The following is a 26,810-nucleotide window of genomic DNA, read 5'->3' on the forward strand; positions in this document are numbered from 1 at the left end:
AAAATTGAGATATCTTCAAGCGGTAGCGGTTGCAGCGAAATAAGTTAGATAAACGATTTAAGGGTAATGCAGACGGTAAGCCTTGCTTTAAACCACCTTTGTGGTCAGTGTGAATGCACAGTGAACGTTCACATATTTGCTTAATGTTAAGGTTAAAAAGGTTAAAAAGGACTTCTTAATGTACCAGAAGAAAAAGCTAAACGTTTGAATGTAGTAAACATTTAGCATTGAATTTGGTCGGTATGAGAGGATTCGAACCTCCGACCCCTGACACCCCATGACAGTGCGCTACCGGGCTGCGCTACATACCGAATTAGAACGTTTAAACAGCATCACTTAGCGAGTAATAACACGTGGGGTAACTAAGTGGACCTGCACTTTATCAACAGTATTTAATCTGTGCAAGCGCTTAGTTAAGTGTAATTTGTCGATTGGCTATAAACTGCCCAGTTGTGGCTGTTGTCTCTATTATCACGATAATTCTGGCTAAAACATTGATGCTAAAATAATGTGTTGAGCGTCACTATTGATTATAAAGCCTGCGGCCTTCGCGCATCACTTGGATCAATTCAGGCGCGCTCATTTTTTTGTCTAAACGTTTAGTGTAGTTAACATCATAAATACGGTATTTACCAAAGCGATCAAGTACTGTGATCTCAGACTTTTGATAAATCGCAAAACGACGGCTGTCACCTATGTATACCCAGGTTTCATTGTTTGGTTCTAATAAGCTACGGCCTGCGCTGTAGTCGGAACTAGGGTTAGTGCACCCTAATACATGGCTGAGTATGGTTGGTGCGATACCATAATGGCTGGTGCGGTAATTCACTTTATTGCCATAGGTATCTGGCCAATGAATAATTAAAGGCACATTCACATTACCTGGTGATAGGTCGTTGCGGGCATCGCTGCTGTTACTGGTAAATACTTGACCATAAGTACCGGTAATGATCACCACAGTGTTGTCGTCTACAGTATTGAGCAAGCGAGACAGTTGCTGATCGACAAAGTTAAGCGATTGACGATATTGGTTAAATAATACTTTTTGTGCAGGCTTTAACTCCATTTTAGGTTTAATGGTTTGTACTCCTAGAAAACCAATGGGCGTGTCGTAGTCTTTTGGTGCAGTGAGGTTAACTAAAGCAAACCAAGGTTGATTTTGATTTGCTTGCCAGGTGGTGATGGCATTGATGGTATTGATGTCAGCATCTGCACTGCCGTTAGCACCTTCGCTGATGTGTACTTGCATTCCTTTGAACATAGCACTTTGGGTGATGTCATTACTCACGGCAGGCGCAAAAAAAGCTTGCTGATAACCTTGTTCGGTAAAGATGTTGGTTAGCACTGGGCTGGTTACGGCAAATTCTTTACGATCGCTGTAATTGCCTTGTAAGCCATACATTAGGGTAAACATACTGGTGTCGAAATCGGTTCCGCCACTGAAGTGTTTCATAAAACGTTGATTATTATTACGGTACTGACTCAAAAACGGCATGGTATCGTTATCGACCATGTCGGCACGTAAACTGTCAATACTGATGACTAGCACGTTTTGTTGAGTGTCGGCATGACATTGCATTGGGTTAATTGGGTAGCTGAGTTTGCGGGATTTTTCACTTCTCGCCTCGGACGTTTGTAAGCTGCTATCGATGCCGTGGCTTTCCATAAACGAGCGCGCTGTCGCAGGATACGAGACAGGGTAAGCATCGTCAAAGCGGGTGACTTCTGTCATATTGGTGGCATCGGCCCAAATGTGGAATAAATGGCTGCTAACAAAACAAGCGCCTACAAAAAGCACCACTCGGTTGCCCCATTGTTTTTTTTGTAGCCTGTCGATACGTTTCCACAAAAAGTTTGCTGCGGTTAATTCAACTAATACAATGACAATAGGGGTAATGATGTAAGAGGTGCTGTGCAGTAATGCGTTGAGGTCTTGCCAAGCTAAATCGAATGCGAATGGACTTAAGTGGATACCATAGTCGTCATAAATGACGGTGTCATACAATAGCGTATAGAGCCCTAAAGATGCGATAAAGGCGGCAAATCCGCGTAAAATTTTAGAGTAGGGCAGTAATAAGGTAATTGGGAAAATAAATAATAAGTACCCGATAAAGGCCAAAAACGTAAAATGGCCAATAGTACTTATGGTGAGATAAGCCCAACCTATAACGGTTTCTGGATAGCCCACACTGCCAATATATCGAGCGCCAATTAGCATCGCTAATATGCCATTAAAGAAGGCAAACCAGTGACCCCAATTAACTAAACGCGACACGTTATCGCGTGTCATTTGTTGCTTTTTGCGCTCGATCATCTTAACTCGTATTCCTACGTTATTATCACAAACTAATCCAGTGTAACTGATTGTTAGCGTTAGTGATAAATTTTATTTTCGATTACTTAATCGACTGGGTTAACGCTTTCGCAAATTGCTCTGCCACTTTTTGGCGTGACTCATTAGGCACTTTTTTCTCGAGCAAATGAGTGACACAGTTACCGAGTACCATCAGGCTTAAATCGGTAGGTGCTTGGTGCTTTGCAAGGGTAGCAAGCAGCTCGCTGATAAGTGCTTCAACTTGGGTGTTGGTGTATTTAGATTGAATTGCCATAGTCAGAAAACTTCAATAAATAATGAATTAGCTGCATATAATAACGGATTTGGCAGCTAATCGCCTCAAGTTTTATTGAAGCAAGGTTAGGAATATCACAAACCCTTGTTCGATTTATACTGTGGGTCTGATATCATTCTTTTTTACATTATCATCTGTGACAGACTAGGGTTAATACGGTTTATGGGCATTAGCATCGAACAGGCAATTATTCACGAAATTTCTCAGGACGGTCAGGGGCAAATGCGCTGTCGTTTACGCCCGCAACCTTTGTTAAACACTGGTGCTGTGGAAACCATGCTAGAAGAGCTACACCAGACTTACTCAAGTAAAGCTGGCAAGGGGTTTGGTTTTTTTGGTACTCATGGTGACGATGGTGAAGCAAATGATGAATTTGCCAATGCGCTAACCAGCTATAGAAGTGGCGATTTAGGTTTTGTTGAGTTTAGTGGCAAAGCCAGTCAATTGTTACAGCAAGAGCTTGCAAAGTACGATTTTAGTCAAGGCGGTTTTTTGTTAATGTCGTGCTATACCAGCATGACCAGTGATTATCTGTTTGTTGCGCTATTAAGTGCAAAATCGTCGATGACGGTGTTAGATGATATGGAGTTATCGCAGAATAATCATTTAGATCTCAGTAATATTCAGTTAGCGGCACGCATTGATTTAACCGAATGGCAAGCGGATAAAACCTCTCGTAAATACATTTCATTTATTCGTGGTCGCGCAGGAAGAAAAGTAGCCGATTTCTTTTTAGATTTTATGGGATGCGTTGAAGGTGTAAACACTAAAGCGCAAAATAAAACCCTAATTCATGCCGTTGAAGATTTTGTGTCAAGCAGTGAGCTGACTAAAGACGAACGTCAGCAATGTCGTAATAAAGTGTTTGAGTATTGCTCGGAACGTGCTGACTCGGGAGACGTCATTGAAGTAAAAGATTTGGCCGATGAATTAGCAGATTCTGGCATGGATTCATTTTATGATTTTGCTTGTGGTGGCAATTATGAACTCGATGAAGAGTTTCCTGCAGATAAAGCCAGCTTGCGTAGCTTAAAAAAGTTTTCTGGCACGGGTGGTGGGGTCACGTTAAGTTTTGATGGTGGCCACCTAGGTGAACGTGTTATTTACGACCCAGTGTCGGATACCATTTTGATAAAAGGCGTACCCGCTAATTTAAAGGATCAGCTCGATAGACGCTTAAAAGGCGAGTGATCATTCACGCGAGTGCGAATTGTCTATTAGCGTCCATTTGGGGCGCTTTTTATATTGACCGATTGAATTAACGTCACAACTGGTACGACGTTAAGCATGTGATGGTTTTTTGCTTTTCATTACACAGTAGATGAGTAAACTAGCGCCAAATTTAGCGTGTTTTTTTGTTATGTCTTGACGGCGTTAATATTCTTAGGGGGAGCGATGATCACAGCATATGTTTATAAAAATAAACAACTGGTTACCACTGAGTTAAAAGTCGGTGACAACGTACCCGAATCAACTCTGTGGTTAGATTTATTAAAACCGGACGATAACGAACGTGATTGGCTCAGTTCTTTTTCAGCAGAGGAAGTACCCGACGAAGAAGATATAAAAGAAATTGAAGCTTCGGCACGTTTTTATCAAAACCAAGATGGTTTACACATTAACTCTTTGTTTCCGCAACGTGTTAGTTCTGATGTGCGTGCGGTAAACGTGTCTTTTAACTTGCGTAAAGATTTTTTGCTCACCATACGCGAAGAAGATGTCGGCTTGATCCGCTTGTTACGTAATTATTTACGCTTGGGTCGTTTAGATATCACGACACCTCAGGGGTTATTGTTAGAGTTATTTAATTTAAAAGTGGATTATTTATCCGACTTAATCGAAGACGTATACAGCGTGCTCGAAAACGTAGGTGAGCAAGTGTTTAATGATGATGAGCTTGATGATGTGTTTAAGCTTATTACCTTACAAGAAGATTCCAATGGTAAAATTCGCTTAAGTTTGCTCGATACTCAACGCTCGTTACGCTACATGCAACGCTATTACCGTGAAAGCTTGTCCGATGAGAACTTAAAATCCATTCGTGAAATGTTGTCAGACATTGAATCATTAATGCCTCATAGCCAGTTTATTTTCGATAAGTTACAGTTTTTACTCGATGCGGCAATGGGATTTAGTGGTTTGCAACAAAACAAGATTATTAAGATATTTTCGGTATCGGCGGTGGTATTTTTACCCCCAACGTTAATCGCCAGTAGTTATGGGATGAACTTTCATATTATGCCAGAACTTGATTGGCGCTTTGGTTATCCAATGGCCGTTGCGTTAATGCTAGCCAGTGCAGCAGGCACCTACTTTTTCTTTAAACGTAAAGGTTGGCTGTAATCATTTTTAGTGTGTAAATTTTTTTGCCTGCTGGTGGGTGACTGTGAGTATCACCTAAGATTGCTACCATAAAGCCATCTGCTAATAACAGATGGCTTTTTATTGCGAGAGTGTATCGATATTCTTATGGAGCTGCTAAACACTTGAGCATGTTTAATACCATTGTGCATTAATAAGTGACCACTGTGAATGCGTCCAGCTGTTTTTGATTAAGGCGTCGCTATGCAGTAATGGTTGTTCCCTTTCAAATAGCGAGAACGCAAAGCAAAAGCGGCTGGGGCATTCCTTTGTGGCGAGTTTTAAAAGGGCGTCAAAGGTTAATTTGAGCCAATACCAAAACTAATTTTATCTCGGGGATTGAGGTAATCATGAATGATTTTAGGCAGTGCTGCGGAAGGCAAACTGCGTACGACACTCATGTTGTGATGTTCTAAATTAATGATAGGAGCTTGTTCTTTTGGCACAAGTTGATCATATACAACAATGTTAGGAAACAACAATTGCTGTAAATTCACTGACATCACCATTGCAAACTGTCCACTGGATAGTTCGACAATACTGCCCGGTGGGTATATCCCCAACATTTTTATCAGTTTACCGACAAATTCTGTATTGAGTTTTTTATTATAATTTTTGTACAGTAATCCTAATGCAACGCTTGGGGGTTTTCCTTTTATTTGATTGGTGCCATTGCATAAATTGTCATATTCGTTCACTACGGCTATAAGTTGCGAGAGTTTATCAAGTTTGTCTGCTTTGAGCCCTTGAGGGTAGCCGCTGCCATCTAGATATTCGTGATGGTTGGCGATTAAAGGTTTAGCTTCTTCTGGGAAGCTGTCTGCTAGTTTTAAGAAGTTGATACTCATTAATGGGTGTTGCTTGATGAAGTTTTCTTCTGGCGTAGACAAGGGCGCTCGTTTATTTAAGATTGTACTGGGGACTTTGAGTTTACCTATGTCGTGAAATAATGCGCCAAGCCCAATGGTCTCGACTTCTTCTCTGCTCCAACCTAGCTCTTTGGCCATTAACATACACAGCATTGCCACGTTAAGGGAATGGTGATAAATGTGTTCATCGTTTTTGGCATCGCCCATGAGGTGCAAGGCTAAATTATCTGAGTGCAGTAACATATTGGTAATGTTACTTATCAGATCTTTGGCTTCATTAACGGCATTAAGCGGCCGACTACTGACCTTTGAAACCATAGAACGCATCATGGCTACTGAACGCTCGAACTGTTGCTCTGTTTTTCTTAAATCGCGTTTTAGCTTTTTTTGCTCATCAATTTTTGCGCTTTTATCACTGAGCATTTGTGCTTTTAACGCATTGAGCTCTTCTTCTGTTGGTAGTGGTTGTGCGCTGTTGGCGCTGGTGACAGGTTCTACATCACTTTTATCAGGATCAAAAAAGACATCCTTGAGCCCTAAGCCTTTGATAAGCTCAATTTGAGCAGTATTTTTAATTTTAAAACTGCTGAACATAAATGGATGGTCTTTCCATGATATGGGCAAACGAATAAATGTGCCTACTTCAAGTTGTTCTACTGCGACTTTTTGATTCTTTTTCATAAGTAAATGATAGTTACCTTGCGTAACAACTATCTATGTTGGCTTTAGGCTTTACAGGAGCTTTGCTGACGTGGCAGCATAATACTATAAATAGACAAATAATAGTTATCTCCTATGGATTTTATTGAAGTGTATCCCAATGCAATCAGTGATGATTTGTGTGACCGCTTAATTGCAGCGTTTAATGGCCACCCTAATGTTGTGCCAGGGCAGACTGGTTTTGGTGTGGATGCGGCTAAAAAGCGCAGCCGTGATTTAATGTTAGATGCTTTTCCAGATTTAGCAGACTTAAAAAATGAGCTTTTGACTGCCACCTTTCACCATATTAGTGCTTATTTTAGCCAATACTCTTTAGCATTGATGGGGGCAGTGTCGATACAGGTGACTGATGAAGAAGGCAAACCTCAAACCTTAACCCCAGATAATTTTGACGCGTTAGGTAAACCAAGAGCCAGTACCTTAACCAAGTATTTATATCGCAGTGGCACGATTAATATTCAGCATTATCAGAAAGGTGTTGGGGGATATCCGCATTGGCATTCTGAACAATTTCCGCAAAATGGTCACAATGAGGCATTGCACAGAGTTGTGTTATATATGTTTTATTTAAATGATGTCGAAGCGGGCGGCGAGACTGAGTTTTATTACCAGCAACGTAAAATAAGCCCTAAAAAAGGCACCATGGTGATTGCACCTGCTGGTTTCACCCATAGCCACAGAGGCAATGTGCCATTAAGCAACGATAAATATATTGCGACGTCGTGGGCAATGTTCAATCGTGCCGAACAATTGTATGCCCCGTTAAGTTAACCTGAGCTCGGGATAATAAATGCCTTTCAAACAGTCCTTTGCCCTGCTCACTGCGTTGAATTGACTTACAATAGGCTAGCTATTGACGCGTCAATTCGCCTTGTTAGCAGAACAAATGACAAGCTTGAAAGTGAGAATGGGTAACATGTTGATGTTAAATAGTATAAGTTCATCCCTTATCCCGAGCTCAGGTTAAGTTAAGTATTGTTAGAGATAGGAAACTCAATTATGAATGCAGCGCCACCCAAATTGCTGGTGTTAACGCTTAGTTTTCCTCCATAACTTGTGACTATCTCTTGGCAAACGGCCAAGCCAATCCCTTGCCCTGGTGACTGCGTGTCGGCGCGCATTCCCCGTTGGATAATTTTTTGCTTTTGGGTGTCATCAACGCCCTTGCCATCATCTTCTACGCACAGGCGATATAGGTTGTTGGTTTTTTGTATGCTCACGTTAACTTGATTAACGCACAATCTAAATGCGTTTTCCATGAGGTTACCCAGCAGCTCCATCACATCGCCTTTACTTAATGGTAGCCTAATATCATCACTTATACTGTGGGTGAATTTAACCCCTTTGGGTTGATAAAGTTTGGCGAGCATTTGTGCCAGTGATTCAACAATTGGCATGACTTCTGTTTGTTGAAAATACAATCCTTGCTGACCCAACATTGCACGTTTAAGTTGATATTGCACTAGATGATCCATATCGTGAATTTGTTCGAGAATTTTTTGATTCTGCTGTTGCATATTTAAGTGAGGATCGTCACTTATGGCCAAGCTTGCGGCTAGGCGAGTTTTAAGACTGTGGGCAAGATCATTCATTGCATTTTGATAGCGAGTTTGGCGAGTATCAGCTTGATCCATTAATTGATTGAGCGCAGTGGTAATTCCTTTAAGTTCTTCAGGATAGTCCTGAGATAAGCTGCTTTTATATCCACGCTGTAATTGTTGTAATTCTTGTTTTAATTGGCTTAGTGGTCTCATGCTCCAATATGCCGCACTAATTAGCATGATTAAGGCAATCGCTAATACAACAGCGAGCCTTAAATAGGTTAAGCGATTAAATTGGCTCAGCTCTTTTTTTAGTTCACTGGCGTCTTGTAAAATCAACAGATGGTACATTTGAGATTCGACATCAATACTGAGCAAGTAGGCTAAATAGTGTTGTGTTTGGTTAACGTTAAGATAAAAAGGCGGCAAATTGTCTTTAATGGCTGAGTATTGTTCACAGATTTGATTTAACTGCAGACTAATAGCGTAATCTGAACGCCACAAGGTGTGATAAGCAGCGTCGCAGGTGGCCATAATATATTGTGTGTCTATGTCATCTGTTTCATGGGCTTGGGTTATTGGGATTAAATTATTTTCGCGAAATTCAGCGGCAATAATAGGCAATTTTGCAATCAGCGAACTGGTTGTTTGGTTGTAACGCTGCTGAGCATGGAGCAAATTAATTAACCCCGCGAGCCCAAAACCGACAAGCGCAATAATACACAAGGAGGTAAAAAACATCCTGGTGAGTAAACGTTTTTTGGGTTGTAGAGTTAGTCGCATGGCTGATTAAATTTATATCCCTGGCCGCGGATAGTAGTGATGGGATCTGTCATCCCACCTTGGCTGAGTTTTTTTCGTAGCCTGCTGATCATGACTTCAATCGTATTGGGGTCGCCTTCTTTATCTGCATAAATGACATCGAGTAAACGTTGTTTTGCTACCACCTCATGACAATGACGCATTAAGTATTCTAATAGTTGGTATTCAAATGCCGTGATCTCTACTGGTTTTTGTTGCAGGCTGACTTGTTTGGCGGTTAAATCTAATTGTAAAGGTCCGCTGGTGATCACCGAACGGACAAAACCGCCACTTCGGCGCACAATGGCATCAAGTCTGGCAATGAGTTCTTCTTTTTGAAAAGGTTTCACTAAATAGTCGTCTGCACCAGCATTAAGTCCTTCGACCTTATCTTGCCAGGTTAACCGTGCGGTTAAAATAATGATAGGGGCTTTAACATTGGCATGACGCAGTGATTTGATGAGACTGATACCATCGTCATCAGGTAACCCAAGGTCAATAATGGCAACATCGATGGGGTAATTTGTTGCCTGATAAAATCCTTCTTTAGCGGTTAAAGCCACTTGTACCTGGTTACCCGCATCGCTAAGTTGCACACTTAAGTGATGAGATAAAATAGGGTCATCTTCTATAATCAATATGCGCATTTTTATCCTTAGCTAAAATGTGTGAAAGTGGCGAGCTCACATTGATATGATTTGATCTGTTAGTCCTTGGGTATTTAGCATAATAAATATGACCCAGCTTATTTGTTTTGTCAGGTAAAACCTTGGTAATTTCGTAGTGTCATTAACTTTCCAACTATGCTCTTGCGAGCCAATTAAGTTAGCCACTGACTCATTATATTACCCGCAATCGTCACCGCGACAGCAATAAAAATAATCCCTACGAGTAAGTCAATAATCGAACTGGCAGCGAGTAGTTTCTGTTGGATACGCGGCTTAGACAATACTAATGCTAATAATCCAAACCAAATAAAAGAGAGACTAAATAATAATATAGCAGCAGCTGTTTTGGTGGCATACCCCACTTGTGGGGTAATGAGTACGGTAAATAGCGTAATAAAAAAGATCAGCGCTTTGGGATTGAGTAGGTTGGTGTACAAGCCAATTTTAAATCCCTTAAATGCTGACATTTTAGGTACATTGTCAATTGGCGTTGCGACAAGTGTTGCTGGTTGACGTGTTAATTTACGTGTTTTTAAAGCCGATGTTAGCGCCCCCAATCCCATCCATGCTAAATAACTACTGCCTATGAGCTGTACTGCCATATAGGCTAGTGGTGATTGCTGGATCATTACGCTTATGCCTAATAATGATAATAATGTATGAACGAGAATGGCGGCGGCAATCCCCAAAGCGCAATACACCGCAGTTAAACGTGTTTGTTGAGTAGCCATTTTTACAACAATGGCAAAGTCAGGTCCTGGACTCATTAATGCCACTAAATGAATAACGGCCAAACTGGCTAACAAAGAAATATCCATATTTGTTTTGCTCTGATAGTGATTATTTTGGAGTAAGCCGATGATAATACCATTGCGCGTTAGCAAGTGATCTCTTTGCGAGAATTTAAAAGGGCTTAAACAAGGCGAATGACGGAACGAATAGTGATTCTCTTTCGAAGTCATGCAACGCAGTATAAGCCCTTTTAACACTCGCCAGAAAGGAATGCCCCAGCCGCTTTTGCTTTACGTTCTCGCTATTTGAAAGGGAACAACCATTACTGCATAGCGACGCCTTAATCAAAAACGCTGGACGCATTTACAGTGGTCACTTATTAATGCGCAATGGTATAATGACACAGTTGTACAAAAAAATGATAATAAAAAAGCGCTAGATTAGCGCTTTTTTAGACTCGAAATACCAACACCGGCTATTTGTTATTTAGCACCTGTTCTTCAAAGCTTTTAGCGGCTTTACCGGCTTGCGAATTGTTAAACGTCTCTTCGTTAAATTCGCCTTCTGATTTTGCGATAATTACCGTAGCAACCGCATCACCAGTAACGTTAACTGCGGTGCGGATCATATCTAGCATTCGGTCCACACCAATAATTAGTGCAATCCCCTCGACAGGTAAACCGACTTGGTTGAGCACCATGGCAAGCATGATAAGACCTACACCTGGCACTCCTGCAGTACCGATAGAGGCCAATGTTGCGGTCACCACAACAGTAGCGTAATCCATAATGCTTAATTCAATACCAAACACCTGGGCGATGAATACTGTAGCAACCCCTTGCATAATGGCCGTGCCATCCATGTTTAATGTGGCGCCTAATGGCAAGGTAAACGATGCTATTTTGTTGTCTACCCCCATGCGGTGCTCAGAGGTTTCAATTGTGACAGGTAAGGTTGCGTTTGAACTTGCTGTACTGAATGCAAATAGCTGTACGTCTCTAATTTTGCGTAAAAACATTAGAGGACTTAAGCCTGAAAACAGCTTTAACAACGTGGGGTAAACCACTAAGCCTTGAATAAATAATACGGCAACAACAAGCAGAAAATATTTAACCACACTGCCAAATGTTTCTAAACCCAGCGTTAGGCTTAATGTGGCCATTAAAGCAAAAACACCATAAGGCGCTAACTGCATAATCAGTGTCACTACGCGCATGATGACGTCATTAAGGTCATTAAAGAATGATGCCACACGCACACCACGCTCACCAATATGTGAGATGGCAAAACCAAAAATAACGGCAAATAGAATGATCTGCAACATGTTGCCTTCACTCATGGCTTGCATGGGGTTAGTGGGTACGATATTAATAAGAACTTCAGACAAGCTCGGAGCATCTTTTGCTGTGTATTCTAGGGCGTTACCTGCAAGACTGGCATTACCCGGATGGACAATCACAGCGGCTAAAATGGCGATTGTGAGGGCGATTGCAGTTGTAAATAAATAAAATGATATGGTTTTACCACCTAGACGGCCTAATTTAGATGGGTCGCTCAGTGAGCAAGTACCACAAACAAGCGATATAAACACTAAAGGCACAACGAGCATTTTTAAGCTGGATATAAAAATAGTACCAATGACATGTAAAAATCCATCTGTGATGTATTCTTGTATAAATGTACTACCGGGGAAGAAATTTCTTAATGCAAGGCCAAATATAATGCCTATACCCATACCAATTAAAATCTTACTCGTGAGTCCGAGCTTATTTTGTTTATTCACAGAGTGTTCCTTTTCATTATATTATTTTGGCTCATCATTGAATGTGCTAAAGACTAGCAGGAATCGCTCTTTTAGGAAATGGCCAAAAACTGAAAGTTTTATCTGATAAATGACACAGAAAACAATAGAGTTATGGTAAAGTTACAAGATATTTGCGTAATGTTAATCTATAAGTAACTATAATCATTATTTAGTTTAATCTTAATGTAACAGGGAGCCTGACAATGAGGTCAGCATACAAAGTTTGTTTTGCACTTTTATGTTCAATCTTTCTCTTCGCTTGTGGCGGTGGAGGGAGTATTACAGATGATGGAACGGATTCTGGGGGGGATGGTACAGCGACTGAAGTACTCTCTATATCACTGAGCACTTCATCTAATGATATATCTGCCGCTACTCCAGCGGTCTTAAAAGCAACCGTTACCAGTTCACTTAATTATTCTGTAGCGAATAAAGTTGTTACTTTCTCTTTATCTGACTCTTCATTTGGGGTTTTTACACCTGCTTCAGGTACAGCTAAAACAAATGCTGACGGTGTTGCCGAAGTCACTTTAAGCACTGCATCTTTTCAAGGTGCTGTTACTGTTACAGCATCTCTTGACTCAGGCGAGTCGTCATCAACAGGTGTTTCAATGGCTGGTGATGGCGCAGTAACTGGCGAGAATCAAATAAAATTATCTTTAAAAGATACTGCTGGAAATACGATTAATAACATCAGTTTTTTGACACCAGGCTATGTTCATGTCGATTACCAAGATCCTGCCGGGAATCCAATAGCTAATCGTTTAGTCAGTTTTGAATTAAATGATTCAGCTTTGGCGACATTCATCCCTAATAGTGGTACAGCATTAACAGACGCAGATGGCTCAGCTGTAATTAAAGTTGTAGCAGCCAATAAAGAAGGCGCAGGCACTGTTAATGTAACGATTGATGAACAAGAAACGGTTGGAATTAATTTTTATTCTAAAGGTGATGCTGGAGTTTCTGGCACTGCATCAATTACCGCTCAATTGGTTAACTCAGCAGGTACAGAGGTAACAACAATTTCAAATGAATCCCCTGGTAGAATAGTAACAACACTTTTAGATGCATCAGGTAATCCACAACCAAATAAAGTAGTTAGTTTTTCTTTAACAAGTGCTGAACATGGTATCTTTAATCCGGCTAGCGGTACTGCATTAACTGATGCATCTGGTGTTGCTTCGATTCAATTACGTACTTCAAACATTGAAACAGCAACAACAGCAAACATATCGACAGAGTCAGGTGTAAACACTTCAATCAGCTTTTATATGCAAGGTGATGGCACTTCTCAAAATGTCAACAGCCTTACTTTGCAGCTTGTTGACAATGCAGGTAATCCACTTTCAATTGTGAGCAATAACTCACCTGCAATAGTACTTGCAACTTATTTAAATGCAGATGGGCAGGCATTATCTGGTCAGCTGGCAACTTTTACTACAGGTCTTGGTAAACTAAGTGTACCTTCAGCTGTAACTAATAGCTCAGGTGTTGCAAATGTGAATTTAACTGCAGGTCAAATTGCTGGTGGGGCAATTGTTAGTGTATCTATTAATGGTCAAACAGCTAGTTTAGCATTTGAGACATTAGGTGATGAACCATCAGGTAATAGTGTAGAGCTTAGTCTTAAGGATGCTTCTGGTTTGATTATTAGCCAAATTGAAGCAGCTACACCAGGGTACTTACACGTAAATTATAGCGACGCACAAGGTAACCCAATCGCTAATAAAGTGGTTAGTTTTGATATAGATGATGAAGCGTTGGCAACTTTTGTACCAAACAGTTCGACAGCCTTAACTGATGCTTCAGGCGAGGCTGTAATTAAGTTAGTTGCAGCTAATAAACAAGGTGCAAGTACTGTTACGGCAAACATTGTTAACGAGCAACCAGTGAGTTTGGGTTTCTCATCTAAAGGTGATGGTCTAGCTGCAGGTGTGGCTGCTTTATCAGTGAAATTGGTGAATGCAGCAGGCGCTGATATCACAACGATTTCTAGTGCGCAGCCAGGGTTTTTAGAAGTCACATATTCAGATACTAATGGTGTTGGACTTCCTAATGAAGTCATCACATTTGCACTAAACGACAGTTCAGTGGGTGTATTTGACCCAGCATCGGCAAGTGCGTTAACCAATGCAAGTGGTGTGGCACGCATTAAATTGTTAACTGCCAATGTAGAGACTGCCGCGTCAGTACTGGTGTCGAGTGCGACAGGTATTAGCACATCAATTAGCTTCTACATGCAAGGTGATGGTGTTGCTGTTGGTACCAATAATATTTCAGTGCGACTAATTGATAGTGCAGGAAGTGCATTGTCAGTCATTAGTAATGCAACACCGGGTATTATTGAGGCGACCTATCTTGATTTAGATGGCCTACCTTTGGCCGGTAAACTGGTTTCATTTACAGCAGGTTTAGGTAAATTATCTTCAGCTAATGCGGTAACAAATGCCTCGGGTATTGCAACCGTTAACTTAACGGCAGGTCAAGTTTCAGGTGCAGCGATAGCAACTGTTACAGCAGAGTCTTCTACGGCAAGTGTTGCGTATGAGACAATTGGTGATGAACCGAATCCAATTGATGCATATTCATTATCAATCGTTGTTGAGGATTCTCTTGGTGCTGAAAACAGAAATATTAGCCAATCAAAACCTGGTTATGTTTTTGCTACGCTATTGAAAGATGGTATGGCGGTTCCTAATGAATTAATACAATTCACCATTATTGGCCAAGGCCAAATAAACCCTACATCAGGTCATGCATTAACTGATGCATCTGGTGTGGCTAAAGTTAACTTGTTAACTGGTTTAGTTGAAGGCGCTGGTACAATTGAGGCTGCATTTGTTATTGGGACTGAAATACTAACAAACTCTTTCAATTACAGTGTAGCTGGTGATGCTCCTGGTGGAGATGGCGAAAACTTAACATTAAGTATAGAGTTATTTGATGCAACGACAGGACTACCTACAGTCAATGTCAGTCAAGCCAGTCCTGGTCGTGCACGCGTATATTTAGTTGATCGTGATAACAATCCTGTGCCAGGTGCGGTTATCAGCTATACCAGTTCACTTGGTGAGTTTTTACCAGCAGTAGGTACAGCGTTAACTAATAATGCAGGTCAAGCTGAAATTTTAATTACAGCTGGTACCGTAGAAGGTGCAGCTACCATTACTGCATCATATGATGTTGCAACAGCTAATATCAGTTTTACTACCGCTGGTGATGATATTGATGCAGTGGCGGCAGACCCTTCAATTAGTTTTGAAATATATGACTGTAACGATGCGCCTGCGTTTGATAAAGCGCTTAAAAACTTTGAAGTTTGTAGCGTTACGGACAATATTACCAATCAACGCCCTGGTATTTTAGGCGCAATTGTAAAACTAGAAGGCTCAAACCAACCATTAAAACAAGTTTTAGTCTCAGCAGGTACAACGTTAGGTGCAATTAGCCCTGCATCAGCTACCGCTATTACTAATGCTGACGGTAAAGCTGTTTTAGATCTTTACTCGAATGGTGATGTTGGTGCGGGTGAAGTTAGTTTAAAGGTTAAGCAAGTAACCTCGACTAAAGCATTTGAAATTGGTCGTGTTGATATTAGCCTAGAAGTTTCGACTTATATCGGTACTAATACTTTACCTGCTGGCGGTTCAACTGTTATTGAAGTAACGGTTAAAGATCCAGACAATAATGTTGAGACAAGTCAGCCATTTACACTAGAGTTTAGCTCTCAATGTATGGCAGCAGGTAACTCTGTTATCGACTCTCCTGTAGTCACCAATGCAGGTAAAGGATTTGCTACTTATCGCAGTATTAACTGTGAAGGTACAGATACTGTTACTGTATCAGCCATCACTGGTGCATCAACGGTAACTGCAACTACAGACATTACTGTTAATACAATTTCAGTTGGCTCGATTCAGTTTGTTAGCGCAAGTCCAACAGAAATAGCGTTAAAGGTATCTGGTGGACTAGATAGTAATGCAGGTAATCGTTCAGAAACTTCTCAAGTAGCATTCAGATTGCTCAACGAAGTTGGTCAAGCTGCTGCTTCACAGAGAGTTTGTTTTGAACTATCAACTGAAGTGGGCGGAATGATTTTAACTCCTGCGCCAATTGCTGATGATTTTGCAAATTGTCCAAACTTCCCTAAAGCAGGTGATCCTGAATATCCAACCGATCTTACTGCGCCGAATAAGTATGCCGTAGCCTACACCGATGCTAATGGTGATGTAAGTGTTACTGTGCGTTCAGGTACGGTACCAACGCCGGTTAAAGTGTTTGCGGTATGGCAAGATGCGGCAGATCCAACAAGTGAGATAATTGCAAATGTGTCTGATAGTTTAACTGTGACAACTGGTTTAGCTGACTTTAATAGTTTCTCGCTAGCCGCATCAATTTTAAACCCTGAGGGCTGGAGTCATGATGGTGAAACAGTCACCTTTACCATTCGCTCAGCTGATCACTTCAATAATCCTGTTCCAGAAGGTACTGTAATCAACTTTAGAACTGAAGGCGGTTCAGTAGGCGCTAGTTGTCAAACTGTTGGTAGAACGGGTGCTTGTGATGTTGAATGGACTAGCCAAAATCCACGTCCATTTGATCAAACTAGTTCCAGTTGTCCTCAAGCCTTTAATGGTTCATTGTTACCACCTTGTACAGGTACAACCTTTGCTGGCTACTTAGATGGCACTAATTCAGTTATTGTAGAACCGCGCCCGGGCCGTGCGACAATTACTGCTTACGCGATTGGTGAAGAGAGTTTTGTTGACCTAAACGGTAATGGTTTATTTGATTCTGGCGAGCCTACAGAAGATAAATCTGAAGCGTTTACTGATCATAACGAAGATGGCCAATATCGTGGCGGCTCTACAGGTTCTGTTGAGGAAGAGTTTGTTGACTTCAACAACAATGGTAGTTTCGATTTAGGTGATGGATTATACACAGGTATTCTATGTGCGGCGGGTTCTGAAGCAAGTTGTACTAATACTGGAATAGACAACTATCAAGCTCAACTTAATGTGTTTAGAAACTTACCAATTGTGATGTCTGGTTCTGTTCCTTATGGTCGATTAGTTGATATCGATAATGCAGGAAATATCACCCCTGCTGACGATATTGATTTAACCACAGCGACAGGTGAGGCTAGCCAAACTGTGTACTTATTCGTTTCTGATGTGAATAACAATACACTACCATTTGGAACAACCATTTCTGCTTCAAATGATAATGGCGATTTATCTGGTACAACAAGTTTTACAGTAGGTAGCAATAATTCGAATAGACCATTGTTATATTCGTTTACGTTAACTCGTGAAGCAAGCCCTAACCAGAAAGCTATCGGCTTTTTAACCATTACCGTTACAACGCCATTAGGTGAGCCTACAAGCTACACTGTTAATGTAAGAGATGACGGTTAATCGTTAATCCTAAACGGCCATCAATGATGGCCGTTTTTATTTGTTCACACATGCGATAAAAACAAAAGCCCAAGTCGTTTGACTTGGGCTTTTTATGATCATTAGATTTACTAATCCGTAATCCGTAATCCGTAATCCGTAATCCGTAATCCGTAATCGCTATTATTTCTGGAACTGGTACACGCTTCCAAGCTTTAAGATTTGTGTGAGTTCATCTAATGCGGTGCGGGACTCGATAATCAGCTGTGGGTCTGCTAAATCTTTAACGGTAAGTTGATCACGGTAATGCTTATCAACCCAGGTATTTAAGCGGGTAAATAAACCGTCATTCATTAAGGTGTTTTGATTCACTGCAGCGACTTCTTGCTCATTCATCGCGACTCTTAGGCGTAAGCAAGCTGGACCACCACCATTTTGCATGCTCTGTTTTACATCAAAATAGCGAACTTGTTTTATTGGTGTGCCGAGTGTGACGAGCTCATTTAAATAGGCAAAAACAGCTGGGTTTTCTTGGCAATCAGTTGGAGCAATAATGGCCATTTCACCAGACGGCAACGTAATAATTTGTGTATTAAACAAATAGCTACGTACCGCATCATCAATTGACACTTGGCTAGTTGCAACTTTAACAAAATGCATCTCTGTGTTCATTTTTCGTCGGATTTCATCAAATTTTGCTTCGGTATTTAAAAACGCTTGCTCGTGATAAAACAATACGTTTTGGTTACCGACAGAAATCACGTCATTATGAAATACACCTTGATCGATCACATCAGGGTTTTGCTGCATAAACACACAACTTTCATCGTCAAGTTGATGTAATCGCGCTACAGCTTGTGATGCTTCTAAGGTTTGTCTTGCGGGATATTTTTTCGGTTTTACAGCGCTTGGATTTGTTGCTTCTTGGCCATAGACAAATAATTCGACTCCAGCGTGACCATATTCATTGCATAAACGAGTATGATTTGCCGCGCCTTCATCACCAAAGCTTGTGTGTTCTGGTAAATGTTGATGGTGTTTAAAGTGGCGGTCGTTATTAAATGTCGCCTGTAGAATGTTACCCGTGGTAATCGGTTCGATACTGCGATGTAGTTTATCGACTAAGTTTGCCGGAGTGAAATGGACTTTTCCGTCGCGAGTATCGGCGCTAGGTGACACGGTTGCTGCGTTGGCAGTCCACATACTTGATGCACTGCAACAGGCATTAAGAAGAGCAGGTGCTTGCTGAGCCGCTTTTTGTAAAACTTCAGCATCTGACCCAGAAAAACCAATTCGACGTAATGTGTACACATCTGGGCGCTCCTGTGGGGCTAATACGCCTTGTACCATGCCTAGGTCTGCTAAAGATTTGGCTTTTTGCAAACCTTGTTTTGCTGCTGCTTTGGGGTTTGATGTTAACGCTGCATTATTTAATGAGGCTACATTACCAAATGATAATCCAGCATAATTATGGGTTGGTCCAACCAAGCCATCAAAGTTCGCTTCAAAATGCTTCATTCGTGATCCTTGAGAATTTTTGTGAATAATTATTATTGTAGTTACACTTTTTTGTGTTACTTATAAAAAAGGAAACGTGATTGCTCATGTCAGTTAACGCTAAATTAACGCCAGTATACTGAAGCTATGAGGGTTAACAAGGTGTGTTAATTTTGTACAAACACGCATAAATGACTAAAAATGCACTGAAGATGCTCGCAAGTATCATTAAGTGAAAAATTACGTTTAAAAAACGCATATTATTTTTTCTATTTTTTACTATTGTGTAAAAAATGACTTAATAACCTATATAAAAGAGGGATTAACTTGAAACTATTGTCTCAACCCTCTATATATGGAATCAATTTTCTATATTTTGAGACTTTTTGGCGCAAATAAAACTATGGGTAAATCGCTAGTTATTGTCGAATCGCCGGCCAAAGCCAAGACAATTAATAAATATCTTGGTAAAGATTTCATCGTGAAGTCGAGTGTAGGTCACATCCGTGATTTACCGACTTCGTCAACATCTGACGGAACAGCTGCGACGAAAACCGCTGCAGAAGTCAAAAAAATGTCTCCTGAAGAAAAAGCGAAATATAAGCTTATCAGGGATAAACAAGCACTTGTGGCGCGTATGGGCGTCAATCCAGATAAAGGCTGGGCTGCAAAATACCAGATTTTACCGGGTAAAGAGAAAGTGGTTAAAGAGCTCAAAGCTTTAGCTGAGTCTGCCGACCAAATCTATCTCGCAACCGATTTGGACCGTGAAGGGGAAGCCATTGCCTGGCATTTACAGGAAATTATTGGTGGCGACGCTTCACGGTATCAACGTGTGGTATTTAACGAAATTACCAAAACAGCTATTCAAGATGCATTTAGCAAACCATCGGTACTTGATACCAACATGGTCAATGCTCAACAGGCGCGCCGCTTTTTAGACCGTGTAGTGGGCTTTATGGTGTCGCCATTGCTGTGGAAAAAGGTTGCTCGTGGCTTGTCTGCTGGGCGAGTACAATCGGTGGCAGTGAGGTTAGTGGTTGAGCGTGAAAGTGAAATTAAAGCGTTTGTTCCTGAAGAGTTTTGGGATATTCATGCCGATTTAAATACTGCCAACGCTGAAGGTTTAAAAATGCAGGTGATGAAATATCAATCTGCTGCGTTTGAACCAATAAATGAAGCGCAAGCTCAAGTGGCGGTTGAGGCGTTACGCAATGAAACCTTTGTGGTGTCTGCGCGTGAAGATAAAGCTACATCAAGTAAACCTTCTGCACCATTTATTACCTCAACATTGCAACAAGCTGCCAGCACTCGTTTAGGGTTTGGCGTGAAGAAAACCATGATGATGGCGCAACGTTTGTATGAGGCTGGTCATATTACCTATATGCGAACTGACTCAACAAACTTAAGCCAAGAAGCCGTTGAAAATGTGCGTAACATGATTGGTTCTGAATTTGGCGCTAAATACTTGCCAGCAGATCCTATCCGTTATGGTAGTAAAGAGGGGGCGCAAGAGGCTCACGAAGCGATTAGACCGTCAAACGTTGCTGTTCAGTCTGCATCTTTGACCGACATGGAGCGTGATGCTCAGCGTTTGTATGAGCTGATTTGGCGTCAATTTGTGGCCTGTCAAATGACACCTGCACAATATGATGCGACTCGTTTAACGGTTACTGCTGGCGATTATGAATTAAAAGCCAGTGGCCGTACGTTGCGTTTTGATGGTTGGACGCGCGTTCAGCCACCAATGGGTAAGAAAAACGATGAAGACAATACGTTGCCTGTGGTTGAAAAGGGTGACAAGCTTACACTCGATAAACTACTGCCAAAGCAACACTTTACCAAACCGCCAGCGCGTTACAGCGAAGCATCATTAGTTAAAGAGCTTGAAAAACGCGGTATTGGACGTCCATCAACTTACGCCACAATTATTTCAACCATTCAAGACCGTGGTTACGTGAGAGTGGATAACCGTCGCTTTTTTGCCGAAAAAATGGGCGAGATTGTTAGCGAACGATTAGTTGATAGTTTTAAAGATTTAATGAGTTATGACTTTACTGCCAGCATGGAGCAAACATTAGATGATGTTGCTCAAGGCAAGTTGGATTGGAAAAAAGTCCTCGACGGGTTTTACGGTGACTTTACCAAACAACTCTTATTGGCTGAATTAGAGCCGAGCGAAGGCGGTATGCGCCCAAATGAGATGGTGCTAACTGAAGACATAACGTGTCCAACTTGTGGCCGCCCAATGGGGATCCGTACCGGTTCAACAGGGGTGTTTTTGGGTTGTTCTGGTTATGCACTACCACCTAAAGAGCGTTGTAAAACCACGCTTAACTTAACCCCTGGTGAAGAAGCGGTTAGCGATAACGAAGATGCAGAAACCGATGCATTACGCGCTAAACATCGTTGTGGCAAGTGTGGTACGGCAATGGACAGTTACCTTATTGACGAATCACGTAAACTGCATGTGTGCGGTAATAACCCATCATGTGACGGTTACGAAGTCGAAGCGGGCCAGTTTAAGATTAAAGGCTATGAAGGCCCCATCATTGAGTGCGATCGTTGTGGCAATGACATGGAACTTAAAAATGGCCGTTTTGGTAAGTATTTTGGTTGCACTAATACTGAGTGCAAGAATACCCGCAAACTGCTTAAAAACGGTGAAGCTGCGCCACCAAAAGAAGATCCGATTTACCTGCCAGAGTTAAAATGTACTAAGTCTGATGCCCATTTTGTTTTAAGAGATGGTGCAGCGGGGATCTTTTTAGCGGCGAGCACTTTCCCTAAGTCACGAGAAACTCGAGCACCACTAGTGGAAGAGCTGGTTAAATATCGTGAACTGTTATGGCCTAAATATGCCTATCTTGCTGATGCGCCAGTTGAAGATGACGAAGGCAATAAAGCGGCAGTTAAGTTCAGTCGTAAAACAAAAGAGCAATACGTTGCGACCGAAGTTGATGGTAAAGCAACAGGTTGGTCAGCTAAGTTTGTTAACGGAAAATGGGTTAGCGAATCAGCTAAGAAAAAAGCTAAGAAGTAATATTAACACTTAAAAAGATAGCGTTACCTTCGGGTAGCGCTTTTTTTATGCTTGTCATTTTGCCAACTCACTCACAACGAATAATTGGAATATGACGCCAGTCGGTGGTGTATTGCGGGCTTAAAAAGTTTCTGTGCATGGCCCATTTTTGCTGTGTGCCTTGAGCGCCTAAATATAGCGTGTCGCGACCATAACGGTGATTGATGTTATCGAGCACCTGCATCAATTGTGGTTTGGCTTTGCTGACATTAAATAAGTCGAGCTGTTGATGTTGACTGTTTATAAGGTCGAGCAGACCTACGCCTACTTTATAGTAATGCACACCAGGGCGATAAAGCTTATGTATAACTGAAGATGCAGCATGGCTCATTTCAGCGCTGCAATTGGTTGCACAGGTAAAGTTTACGTTAACTTTAAAGCTTTGCGGGTAACTATCGTGAGGTGAATTATGGGCAAATAACATCATCACTTTACACAATGAGTTTTGCTTTCGAGCTTTGGCTGCGGCAATCGAAATATGCATGCATAACGCTTGGTGTAAGCCGTTAATATCGGTAATTCGCTCGCCGACGCTACGGGTTGAGAATATTTGTTGCTTATCAACCTTTACATTATCCCATTGCTTACACTCTATCCCGTTGAGCTCACGAATTGTGCGTTCTATTTCAACATTAAATTGTTTATGCATCATACTTGGTGAGGCATTTGCTAGTGCCCAAGCTGTATGAATATTCATCGCAGTTAATTTTGCAGCCGTTTTTCGGCCAATCCCCCATATATCGCCAACAGTCAGTGCACTTAATGTTGCTCGGCGAGCTTGTTCATTATTTATGATGCAGATCCCTTTAGAGGAGGGCGTTAATTTAGCGGCTTTATTGGCGACTTTAGCTAGTGTGAGTGTTGGCCCAATGCCTACGCAAACAGGTAGACGTGTGTATTGCCAAACAGTTTGTCTTATCCGTTTGGCATGAGTGGCTAGGCAGGGTATCGCCTGCTGGCAATGTTTAAATGACAAAAAGGACTCGTCAATGCTATAGATATGCTGCTCTGGCGCAAATTGACCAATCACCTGCATCATCTTACTCGACAAGTCCGCGTATAATTCATAGTTACTCGATAATACGATGACATTATGGTGCCGACATTTTTCGGCAATTTGAAAGTAAGGCTGAAATTTAGGCACCCCTAAATTTGTGGCAAGGCGATTGGCTGCAACAATACAACCATCATTGTTAGATAATACTACCATTGGTCGATTGCGCCACTCTGGGCGAAAGACTTGCTCAGCACTGCAATAAAATGAAGTGGCATCGACTAACGCGAACATAAATTAATCGCCTCATCGTGGCAGCGTATTGAATACGTCACAACACCTTCAATGCTGAAGTCATCATACTGATTAATGACAACATCGGGATATTCATTGTTTGAGGAGAGTAACAATCTTCTTTTAAGATCGATCATTTTACAGACAAATTCACCATTAAGATTGGCAACTATCACTTGGCCATTTTTAATGGTAGCGCTACGGTCAACAATCACTAGGTCGCCGTCAAAAATACCAATGCCAGTCATTGAGTCGCCTTTGACTTTACCAATAAAGGTCGCGCTTGGATGAGTGACTAATAGTTCATCTAGGCTTAATGGCCGCTGTTGGTACTCTGCCGCTGGTGACTCAAAACCGTTAATGCCGCCAGCAATGTATATTGGGATCACTTTCATATCTGCACCAAGATATCACGCTAAAACACTGTATAAATAAACAGTATTTTAGCAGCAAAATAGAAATCTTCAAATAATCATTATGACAATGTGTCATCGGTGGCCAGGTTGTGCTATTGCGGGCTATTCAGTGATGATCTTTAGTGTTGTTGCTATTTGAAAAGAACAAGTAGGGCGACATAGCGCAGCCTTAATCAAAAAACGTTGGACGTATTTTGAGTGGATACTTATTCATGCGGGTTGGTATTCATGAACAAGAACGGGATAAAAAGGCACAAAAAAGCCTCTTTACGAGGCTAATTTGATTGCGATAATGTCGGTTTGATCATGTTTACCATTTCTTTTTAGGTTGAAATAGCATATCAATATCGTCACCTTCTTTTTTAGGTTTAGGTGCACTAGGCTCGGTACTACGTTGTGCGCCCATGATTTCATCGAGCAGTTGTTTTGCTTCATCTACTTTACGTGCAATAAACGGATCATTGGGGGTTTGAGCCTTAATGGTATGCAATGTATTTAACGCTTTAGTCACCATTTGTTTGCTTGAACCATACTGTTTCATAAAGCAGGCGGCACGAGCACGGCTGATCATTGATTCAACATTGATGCGTAATTGTAAGTTATCAATACGCATTTCTTCTTCTGCAAATACGGTAGGATCAACTTTTCCCTTATTATGCTCAGCTCGTAAAATGGCTTTTAGCTTTTTTAGGGTTTTTACCAATTCAAGCACTTGCTTGTCGTTATCGGGCAAGCGAAAATTTTCAATGGCGGGCACTTGGCTGGGTGAATTAGATACTGTGGTAACTTGTGCTTTAATATCAGCTAGGCGACGCTCATAATCAGATTTTAGTTGCCCTGATGCATGTGCGATTGATTGTTCTAATGCATCTTGAATGCGGCGGTACAATACAAGCATTATGTGGCTAGAGCATGGCGCCATACCTGTATTAGACAGTACGCCATCGGTTTCATCGATAATGGCCCGCTGACGAGAAACTTCTACACGGCGCTCAGCTTCTGCGCGCTCTTTTTGTTGTTGGACGATACTAAAACCGATAATCAGTAATAGTAGGGCGCCGATCAGGATTAATACCAAAATTAAGGACATAAAGGTTCCATTTTATCTTTCATATCACATGGTAAAAACAGCCAGTAGTGATGGCTAAAAAGTCATTTTAACGAGTCAAGAAATGAATTAACAAACTTCATCAAAATTACTCTATATCTTAGCGTATGTTATTACGGCTGTCGTTGAATAATAAGTCGTTTTATGGATAAATCATCAAACTGCGCGAACAAATCACTTGTTGAGTGATGAAAGGGTATATTTAGTGGTTTTTTTCTTGCTCGTTATTACCGTTTGTATTACATTTAACTATTAATATAACGTTTTTGCATAGTTGAACAATGGTTCATATTCTGTAAAACGCCAACTGACTTTGCTCTTGTTCGCATTATGTGTGAATAGGCGACGGTAACATCAAGGATCACACCATGAAACTGCAGCAACTTAGGTATATTGCAGAGGTCGTTAAACATAATCTTAATGTGTCATCGACCGCAGAGAACCTGTATACCTCACAACCTGGTATCAGTAAGCAAGTTAGAATGCTAGAAGATGAATTAGGTATTCAAATATTTGGTCGTAGTGGTAAACATTTAACACATGTAACACCAGCGGGTCAGCAAGTGATTGATATTGCAAATGACATATTGAGCAAAGTTGATAGTATTAAAAAAGTCTCTGAAGAATACACCAAGCCCAATCAAGGCGAATTAAACATTGCCACAACAGATACACAGGCGCGTTATGCGTTGCCACAAATTATTCGTGAGTTTATAAAGCGCTATCCAAAAGTTAACTTACATATGCACCAGGGAACGCCATCGCAGATCAGTGAGCAAGCCGCCAGAGGTTATGCCGATTTTGCTATCGCGACAGAAGCGATGCATTTGTATACTGATTTAATTATGTTGCCTTGTTATCACTGGAATCGTTCAATTGTAGTGACTCGGGAGCATCCTCTTGCCAGCCGCACTAATATTACAATTGAGGATCTGGCGGCTTATCCGTTAGTAACCTATGTATTTGGATTTGATAAAGCATCCGAAATTGAAAAGTCATTTAAACGCGCCAATCTTGATCCGCGCGTTGTGTTCAGTGCAACCAGTGCCGATGTGCTTAAAACTTATGTAAGATTAGGACTGGGTGTAGGCGTTATTGCCTCAATGGCCATAGATCCTACGGTAGACAAAGATTTGGTTGCCATTGATGCGAGCCATTTATTCGCTCACAGTACCACCAAAATTGGATTTAGGCGCGGTAGTTTTTTGCGTGGTTACATGTATGATTTTATGTTGCACTTTGCACCTCATTTAACTCGCGATGTGGTAGAAAAAGCGGTTGCGCTGCGTGATCAACAATTGATTGACGAGATGTTCGCTGACATCGCTTTGCCAGTACGGTAATTATACCATTGCACGTGAGTAAGTGATCTCTTTGCGAGAATTTAAAAGGGCTTAAATAAGTCGAATGACTGAGTGAATAGTGATTCTCTTTCGACGTCATGCAACGCAGTGTAAGCCCTTTTAACACTTGCCATAAAGGAATGCCCCAGCCGCTTTTTGCTTTACGTTCTCGCTATTTGAAAGGGAACAACCATGACGACATCGCGACGCCTTAATCAAACACCGCTGGACGCATTCACAGTGGCTACTTAACCTGAGCTCGGGATAAGGGATGAACTTATACTATTTAAAATTAACAGGTTACCCATTCTCACTTTCAAACTTGTCATTTGTTCTGCTAACAAGGCGAATTGACGCGTCAATAGCTAGCCTATTGTAAGTCGATTCAACGCAGTGAACAGGGCAAAGGACTGTTTGAAAGGCATTTATTATCCCGAGCTCAGGTTATACCATTCCGCGTTAGCAAGTGATCTCTCAGCGAGAATTTAAAAGGGCTTAAACAAGGCGAATGACTGAATGAATAGTTATTCTCTTTCGAAGTCATGCAACGCAGT

Annotated in this window: 17 protein-coding genes and 1 tRNA gene; 6 read left to right on the forward strand and 12 right to left on the reverse strand. The window is 41.3% G+C overall.

What is annotated here, in order from left to right; genetic code table 11:
- Positions 1 to 234 precede the first annotated feature (234 nt).
- The 3 genes from L2703_RS08285 to L2703_RS08295 all read right to left on the reverse strand — a co-directional run bounded on the left by L2703_RS08285 (position 235) and on the right by L2703_RS08295 (position 2,609).
- Positions 235 to 311 (reverse strand) — tRNA-Pro (locus L2703_RS08285).
- A 212-nt stretch (positions 312 to 523) separates the two neighbouring features.
- A complete protein-coding gene (locus L2703_RS08290; protein ID WP_248970630.1) occupies positions 524 to 2,314 on the reverse strand; it encodes a DUF3413 domain-containing protein in 1,791 nt (596 codons plus the stop codon).
- An 82-nt stretch (positions 2,315 to 2,396) separates the two neighbouring features.
- The gene (locus tag L2703_RS08295) at positions 2,397 to 2,609 is read right to left on the reverse strand and encodes a YejL family protein (protein WP_248970631.1); all 213 of its coding nucleotides are present in this window, start codon (positions 2,607 to 2,609) and stop codon (positions 2,397 to 2,399) included.
- A gap of 183 nt (positions 2,610 to 2,792) precedes the next feature.
- Between L2703_RS08295 and yejK the strand changes: the two genes are divergently transcribed.
- Together yejK and corA are read left to right on the forward strand one after the other, a co-directional pair.
- The gene (gene yejK, locus L2703_RS08300) at positions 2,793 to 3,821 is read left to right on the forward strand and encodes a nucleoid-associated protein YejK (protein WP_248970632.1); all 1,029 of its coding nucleotides are present in this window, start codon (positions 2,793 to 2,795) and stop codon (positions 3,819 to 3,821) included.
- Positions 3,822 to 4,025: 204 nt separating this feature from the next.
- On the forward strand, positions 4,026 to 4,973 hold the full coding sequence (gene corA / locus L2703_RS08305) for a magnesium/cobalt transporter CorA (protein ID WP_248970633.1): 948 nt from the start codon (positions 4,026 to 4,028) through the stop codon (positions 4,971 to 4,973).
- A gap of 317 nt (positions 4,974 to 5,290) precedes the next feature.
- Here the strand turns inward: corA and L2703_RS08310 are convergent, their stop codons facing one another.
- Positions 5,291 to 6,541 (reverse strand): cyclic di-GMP phosphodiesterase, encoded by a 1,251-nt coding sequence (locus L2703_RS08310; RefSeq protein WP_248970634.1) that lies wholly within the window; start codon positions 6,539 to 6,541, stop codon positions 5,291 to 5,293.
- Between the two features lie 114 nt (positions 6,542 to 6,655).
- Between L2703_RS08310 and L2703_RS08315 the strand changes: the two genes are divergently transcribed.
- Positions 6,656 to 7,351 carry a 2OG-Fe(II) oxygenase gene (locus L2703_RS08315; protein ID WP_248970635.1) on the forward strand — a complete coding sequence of 232 codons (696 nt, stop codon included), beginning with the start codon at positions 6,656 to 6,658 and terminating at the stop codon, positions 7,349 to 7,351.
- 197 nt (positions 7,352 to 7,548) lie between these two features.
- Here L2703_RS08315 and L2703_RS08320 read toward each other — a convergent pair whose 3' ends face one another.
- The 4 genes from L2703_RS08320 to L2703_RS08335 form a co-directional block, all read right to left on the reverse strand.
- The gene (locus L2703_RS08320; RefSeq protein WP_248970636.1) at positions 7,549 to 8,904 is read right to left on the reverse strand and encodes an ATP-binding protein; all 1,356 of its coding nucleotides are present in this window, start codon (positions 8,902 to 8,904) and stop codon (positions 7,549 to 7,551) included.
- Entirely contained in the window at positions 8,895 to 9,569 is a 675-nt protein-coding gene (locus tag L2703_RS08325) for a response regulator (RefSeq protein WP_248970637.1), read from the reverse strand. Before L2703_RS08325 ends, L2703_RS08320 begins: the two co-directional genes overlap by 10 nt.
- 173 nt (positions 9,570 to 9,742) lie before the next feature.
- Positions 9,743 to 10,408, reverse strand: coding sequence for a LysE family translocator (locus L2703_RS08330; protein ID WP_248970638.1), 666 nt, complete (start codon positions 10,406 to 10,408; stop codon positions 9,743 to 9,745).
- 389 nt (positions 10,409 to 10,797) lie between these two features.
- A complete protein-coding gene (locus tag L2703_RS08335; protein ID WP_346347546.1) occupies positions 10,798 to 12,105 on the reverse strand; it encodes a dicarboxylate/amino acid:cation symporter in 1,308 nt (435 codons plus the stop codon).
- Positions 12,106 to 12,329: 224 nt separating this feature from the next.
- Here L2703_RS08335 and L2703_RS08340 point away from each other — a divergent pair, with 224 nt between their 5' ends.
- The gene (locus L2703_RS08340; protein WP_248970639.1) at positions 12,330 to 17,543 is read left to right on the forward strand and encodes a beta strand repeat-containing protein; all 5,214 of its coding nucleotides are present in this window, start codon (positions 12,330 to 12,332) and stop codon (positions 17,541 to 17,543) included.
- A gap of 162 nt (positions 17,544 to 17,705) precedes the next feature.
- On the opposite strand, the gene astB is transcribed toward L2703_RS08340, so the two are convergent.
- Positions 17,706 to 19,040, reverse strand: a complete 1,335-nt coding sequence (gene astB / locus L2703_RS08345) for an N-succinylarginine dihydrolase (protein ID WP_248970640.1) — start codon at positions 19,038 to 19,040, stop codon at positions 17,706 to 17,708.
- Positions 19,041 to 19,422: 382 nt separating this feature from the next.
- Between astB and topA the strand changes: the two genes are divergently transcribed.
- A complete protein-coding gene (topA, locus tag L2703_RS08350; protein WP_248970641.1) occupies positions 19,423 to 22,062 on the forward strand; it encodes a type I DNA topoisomerase in 2,640 nt (879 codons plus the stop codon).
- Positions 22,063 to 22,129: 67 nt separating this feature from the next.
- Here topA and L2703_RS08355 read toward each other — a convergent pair whose 3' ends face one another.
- The 3 genes from L2703_RS08355 to L2703_RS08365 all read right to left on the reverse strand — a co-directional run bounded on the left by L2703_RS08355 (position 22,130) and on the right by L2703_RS08365 (position 24,895).
- A complete protein-coding gene (locus L2703_RS08355; protein ID WP_248970642.1) occupies positions 22,130 to 23,389 on the reverse strand; it encodes a Y-family DNA polymerase in 1,260 nt (419 codons plus the stop codon).
- Positions 23,377 to 23,784 (reverse strand): LexA family protein, encoded by a 408-nt coding sequence (locus tag L2703_RS08360; RefSeq protein WP_248970643.1) that lies wholly within the window; start codon positions 23,782 to 23,784, stop codon positions 23,377 to 23,379. Before L2703_RS08360 ends, L2703_RS08355 begins: the two co-directional genes overlap by 13 nt.
- Before the next feature lie 331 nt (positions 23,785 to 24,115).
- Entirely contained in the window at positions 24,116 to 24,895 is a 780-nt protein-coding gene (locus tag L2703_RS08365; RefSeq protein ID WP_248970644.1) for a hypothetical protein, read from the reverse strand.
- A 386-nt stretch (positions 24,896 to 25,281) separates the two neighbouring features.
- Here L2703_RS08365 and cysB point away from each other — a divergent pair, with 386 nt between their 5' ends.
- Positions 25,282 to 26,256, forward strand: coding sequence for an HTH-type transcriptional regulator CysB (cysB, locus tag L2703_RS08370; RefSeq protein WP_248970645.1), 975 nt, complete (start codon positions 25,282 to 25,284; stop codon positions 26,254 to 26,256).
- Positions 26,257 to 26,810 lie beyond the last annotated feature (554 nt).

Origin of the sequence: Shewanella basaltis (genome assembly GCF_023283885.1) — a bacterium.
In the GTDB taxonomy this organism is placed as follows: Bacteria; Pseudomonadota; Gammaproteobacteria; order Enterobacterales; family Shewanellaceae; genus Shewanella; species Shewanella basaltis.

What these genes read in the sequence shown, in the direction of transcription:
- L2703_RS08330 (WP_248970638.1), bottom strand. Translation starts at nt 10,408, where the DNA reads ATGGATATTTCTTTGTTAGCCAGTTTGGCCGTTATTCATTTAGTGGCA.
- L2703_RS08290 (WP_248970630.1), bottom strand. Translation starts at nt 2,314, where the DNA reads ATGATCGAGCGCAAAAAGCAACAAATGACACGCGATAACGTGTCGCGT.
- yejK (WP_248970632.1), top strand. Translation starts at nt 2,793, where the DNA reads ATGGGCATTAGCATCGAACAGGCAATTATTCACGAAATTTCTCAGGAC.
- topA (WP_248970641.1), top strand. Translation starts at nt 19,423, where the DNA reads ATGGGTAAATCGCTAGTTATTGTCGAATCGCCGGCCAAAGCCAAGACA.
- L2703_RS08325 (WP_248970637.1), bottom strand. Translation starts at nt 9,569, where the DNA reads ATGCGCATATTGATTATAGAAGATGACCCTATTTTATCTCATCACTTA.
- corA (WP_248970633.1), top strand. Translation starts at nt 4,026, where the DNA reads ATGATCACAGCATATGTTTATAAAAATAAACAACTGGTTACCACTGAG.
- L2703_RS08310 (WP_248970634.1), bottom strand. Translation starts at nt 6,541, where the DNA reads ATGAAAAAGAATCAAAAAGTCGCAGTAGAACAACTTGAAGTAGGCACA.
- L2703_RS08365 (WP_248970644.1), bottom strand. Translation starts at nt 24,895, where the DNA reads ATGTCCTTAATTTTGGTATTAATCCTGATCGGCGCCCTACTATTACTG.
- L2703_RS08355 (WP_248970642.1), bottom strand. Translation starts at nt 23,389, where the DNA reads ATGTTCGCGTTAGTCGATGCCACTTCATTTTATTGCAGTGCTGAGCAA.
- L2703_RS08320 (WP_248970636.1), bottom strand. Translation starts at nt 8,904, where the DNA reads ATGCGACTAACTCTACAACCCAAAAAACGTTTACTCACCAGGATGTTT.
- L2703_RS08360 (WP_248970643.1), bottom strand. Translation starts at nt 23,784, where the DNA reads ATGAAAGTGATCCCAATATACATTGCTGGCGGCATTAACGGTTTTGAG.
- L2703_RS08295 (WP_248970631.1), bottom strand. Translation starts at nt 2,609, where the DNA reads ATGGCAATTCAATCTAAATACACCAACACCCAAGTTGAAGCACTTATC.
- L2703_RS08315 (WP_248970635.1), top strand. Translation starts at nt 6,656, where the DNA reads ATGGATTTTATTGAAGTGTATCCCAATGCAATCAGTGATGATTTGTGT.
- L2703_RS08340 (WP_248970639.1), top strand. Translation starts at nt 12,330, where the DNA reads ATGAGGTCAGCATACAAAGTTTGTTTTGCACTTTTATGTTCAATCTTT.
- astB (WP_248970640.1), bottom strand. Translation starts at nt 19,040, where the DNA reads ATGAAGCATTTTGAAGCGAACTTTGATGGCTTGGTTGGACCAACCCAT.
- cysB (WP_248970645.1), top strand. Translation starts at nt 25,282, where the DNA reads ATGAAACTGCAGCAACTTAGGTATATTGCAGAGGTCGTTAAACATAAT.